Source organism: Carboxylicivirga litoralis, from assembly GCF_025499605.1.
Taxonomy (GTDB): Bacteria; Bacteroidota; Bacteroidia; order Bacteroidales; family Marinilabiliaceae; genus Carboxylicivirga; species Carboxylicivirga litoralis.
The window spans coordinates 1-3,852 of record NZ_JAFMVC010000063.1 but is presented as its reverse complement, the minus strand read 5'-3'; the positions used below and the strand labels follow the sequence as shown (position 1 = coordinate 3,852).

Genomic DNA, 3,852 nt, shown 5'->3' with positions numbered 1-3,852 from the left:
GTAATTTAGTCGTTTGAAAACCATTGGGCTTTGGTGAGGATTAGGAGAGGGCGACAATTTCAATCCCCACACGCCTCATATGCGAGACCGTTGTGCTTCATTTGAAAACTCACATTATACTTAAAGTAAATCCAAAACATGTTTAGAAAGTTCTTTTTAAAAAAGCAGTATAAAAAGGTTGATGAAATTTTCGATGACAATTCATTTAACCAGAATCTATATCAAGGTTTATTAAAAGCATTCAATACACTACTTGGAGATATAAAAGACGGAGAATTATACTCTTTTGGAATTTTTACCTCTGGTGAATATAACTATGCTGGAATTACTGCAAATACATATTCTGGACTAGACAAAGTTATCAAGGAATATAAAGACAATTCCTCATATACAAATGTATCTGTTGATGATTTGAAACATGAACTAAAATGGTCTCCTTGCGATTGGGTTTATAATTGCGAAATTAATAATGATGAATTAGATGTTGTTGACCAAAGATTACATGAGTTAAATGAACTATCGAACTTGATTATTGACAAGCATAATGACTTTGACATTGCAATAGAAGTTGTTGACAATAAAGTCATTCAGAGACTAAATAAATTATACTGTGACTGTCTTATAAAACTTAAGACTGAACATAGTGAAGTTTCTAGAAATATAATATTTGGTATATGGCTGGGAGACCAATCAGAAGAAGACAGAGTGAGTTTTATTCAGCAAATTAATAGCACGGAACTATCTGAGAAATATATAACTGAATCTAGATTAGGTATTGAAACTTATGAATCTAGACAAGAAAAACGAAAGCACAACAAACCGCTATAATGCATAAAGGGTGACGTGCACTTTGGAAGTTTCGTAGCTTCGGCAACCAGCGCCAAATCACTGATTTGGCTTTAAAGTGAAAAGTTATAACAAAATACAGCGCTTTGGCTCAGCTCAATTTGATAAGTCAGTAAGGTTAAATTCCTTTACGCATCATGCGGCAGGCCGTTGGCGGGCATACGGTACGTTATACAAACATGGTTTACAAAGTTATATAAAGATCGTTTACACTTTTTAAATTGCAATTTGACCCTAAAAATCAGATTGCTATGCCTTGGAAAGACACAACGATTATGGAACAGAAAATTGAATTTATATGCGAATGGCGAACAGGAAAATACACCATTACGGAACTTTGTAGAAGCTTTGAGATATCACGTCCGACCGCTTACAAGATCATTTCACGATTTGAGAAAGATGGTTATGAAGGATTACGTGAATTATCTCGAAAACCAAGAGGTTTGCACCCTAATGCCACTAACGAACAAGTGGTCCATAGTATTCTTGAGTTAAAAGAAAATCATCAACGTTGGGGTGCCAAAAAAATATGGAAATTGTTATATAACGATTATCCAGCTGAAGTAATCCCAACTGTTTTGACGGTACATAATATTCTCAAAAGACACGGCTTAGTTAGCCCTCAAAAGCGATTGCGAAGAGTCAAACCCATTCATCCTATTTTTGACCCCAAAGTGTGTAATGAGGTCTGGAGTGCCGATTATAAAGGCAAGTTTTTAATGGGTAATAAAAAGTACTGTCACCCCTTAACCATAGCAGACTCCAGGAGTAGGTTTATATTTACAGCAAAAGGGCATTATAAAGAGGATTTACAATCCGCAAAGTCCGAGTTTACTAAGGTTTTTAGAAAATATGGCATTCCCCAACAAATCCACACAGACAATGGAAGCCCGTTTGGCTCAGTAGCAGCAATCCAACGTTTTACCAGGCTTTCCTATTGGTTCATAGAGCTTGGTATTCTGCCTGTATTTTCCGATCCGGCTCACCCGGAACAGAATGGTCGCCATGAACGCATGCACCGTGATTTGAAGGCCGCTTGTGCTAAGCCTTCGGCTTACAATTTAATTGCGCAGCAAAGGCGCTTAAATTGTTTCGTTCGGGAATACAATCATGTGCGACCTCATGAAGCATTAAACATGGAAACCCCAGCTTCAGTGCATGATTTTTCGACCAGGCCATTTCCGGAAAGGGTACCTGAATTTGATTATGACTCAAGCATGAAAGTGTTGAAAGTAACAAAGAGTGGAGCCATGAGATGGGAGCATATAATTGGGTTTATTTATCAGCATCATTGCAAGGAAAATATGTCGGTGCTCTGGAAATGGGAAATGGAATTTGGAGAGTATTTTATAGAGATGTATTTTTAGGATATTTCAATCAAAATGAGTTAAGAACGAAAGAACAATCAGTAAGATTAGAAACTAATTTAGTGTAAAGGCTGATCTATAACTTTTGTAAACGATGTATCTTAACGAACATACAAAAATGAAGAAACTAACATACATATTGGTTTTATTCTCTTTGATTTCAGTCAATCAAAAAGCTCATGGTACTGCCCAGATTCCAGACTTCTTGATTTATAAAGGAGATACATTGTCAATATTTACAAACCCTCTTGAAAGTTACTTTGACAAAAAACCAAGACCAGACAAAGTATTCCAAAGATATGGATACAACTCAACTGCCTGTTGGCGGGGCTATATTGGTTATTGGGAGCTTAGCAATGACAGCTTATTTTTAGTTGAACTACAAGGAGACAGTACAAAAATAGACTTATCACTCATTTTTAAAGACAGAGAGACAAATAAGAAAATACATGCAGACTGGTATAGTTCTTCGTTATTAAATCCATATGGTAAGCTCATTCATTACGAACACATGGGTTATGGTTCAATATATGAATATGAAATGAAATTTGAGTTTACAAAAGGAATATTAACGGACATTGTCCATTTTGACAACTCTAAATCCAGAAAGTCAAAATTTACGCAGGATAATAAACTACTGAGGGATTATATTTTAGATAATACTAATCACTCGCTGATTCCAGATTCGGTTAAAATGGCAAGGGTTTTTGTTCAAATTATCAGTGTTACTTCTGAAGGTAAGATTGATAGTGTAATTATAGCCAGGGGATTCAACAAGGACTTAGATGAAGAAGCCAAAAGGGTTGTGAAATCGATTCCTGATTGGGACGTTTTGTACAAACATGGTGAACCCTATAATTTACTCTGGAATATACCAGTAGTGTTTAAAAGAAATAAAAAAGTACGACCCGCCAACAAACCGCAATAGAGCATAAAGGGGGCAGCGAATCTAGGTCGGTTGGTAGCATCGGCGACCAACGCCAAATCACTGATTTGGCTTTAAAAATGAAAAGTTAAAAACAAATACAGTGCTTTGGCTCCGCTCAATTAGGAAAGTGTGTAAGGATAAATTCCTTTACGCTCCATGCGGCAGGCCGTTGCCTGCAATAGAAAAAGTACAAATCGTAAATAATTCATTGAAATGAAATCATACCTATTCTTGCTAATAATTTTATTGAAACCAATTTTCATCTATTCACAAACCAATTTAGCCGATAACTCTGAAATTGTTAAGAATTCATTAAATGGACTTGAATTAATAAATGACCAATGGAACCGTGAGGTACTATTCAGTGTTGAGAATGAAAATGAACAGTTTATTTATTTGAAACAAGTTCAGACGACTATGTTTGCGATTAGTGAAATAAGAATAGGTAATCATTACAACAAATATCTAAACGTATTCACTTTAAATTCTTCAAACAGACATCGAGTTAAACTAAACAATGTAAAATTCGGAATTTTCAATAGCTCGAATTTCATATTAAAAGATGGAAAAGTGAATGTGTTTATTTCTAATGAAAAATTGGTAGAATATCAATATGACTTCAGTACATGACAAAAGTATAATTAATTGAAAATCAATTAATTAAGTAGTTAAATTGCTTGCTTAAAACCTTGATATTCAGTATCTTACAAA

Annotated in this window: 3 protein-coding genes; all 3 read left to right on the top strand. The window is 35.0% G+C overall.

Annotation, left to right across the window (positions count from 1 at the left end; genetic code table 11):
- Positions 1–138: 138 nt before the first annotated feature.
- The 3 genes from J1N10_RS20510 to J1N10_RS20500 all read left to right on the top strand — a co-directional run bounded on the left by J1N10_RS20510 (position 139) and on the right by J1N10_RS20500 (position 3,141).
- Positions 139–828: a DUF4303 domain-containing protein gene (locus J1N10_RS20510; protein ID WP_262328604.1), complete on the top strand. Its 690-nt coding sequence runs from the start codon at positions 139–141 to the stop codon at positions 826–828.
- Positions 829–1,097: 269 nt separating this feature from the next.
- Positions 1,098–2,213, top strand: coding sequence for an integrase core domain-containing protein (locus J1N10_RS20505; RefSeq protein WP_262328603.1), 1,116 nt, complete (start codon positions 1,098–1,100; stop codon positions 2,211–2,213).
- A gap of 118 nt (positions 2,214–2,331) precedes the next feature.
- Positions 2,332–3,141, top strand: coding sequence for an energy transducer TonB (locus J1N10_RS20500; protein WP_262328602.1), 810 nt, complete (start codon positions 2,332–2,334; stop codon positions 3,139–3,141).
- Positions 3,142–3,852 lie beyond the last annotated feature (711 nt).

What these genes read in the sequence shown, in the direction of transcription:
- J1N10_RS20510 (WP_262328604.1), top strand. Translation starts at nt 139, where the DNA reads ATGTTTAGAAAGTTCTTTTTAAAAAAGCAGTATAAAAAGGTTGATGAA.
- J1N10_RS20505 (WP_262328603.1), top strand. Translation starts at nt 1,098, where the DNA reads ATGCCTTGGAAAGACACAACGATTATGGAACAGAAAATTGAATTTATA.
- J1N10_RS20500 (WP_262328602.1), top strand. Translation starts at nt 2,332, where the DNA reads ATGAAGAAACTAACATACATATTGGTTTTATTCTCTTTGATTTCAGTC.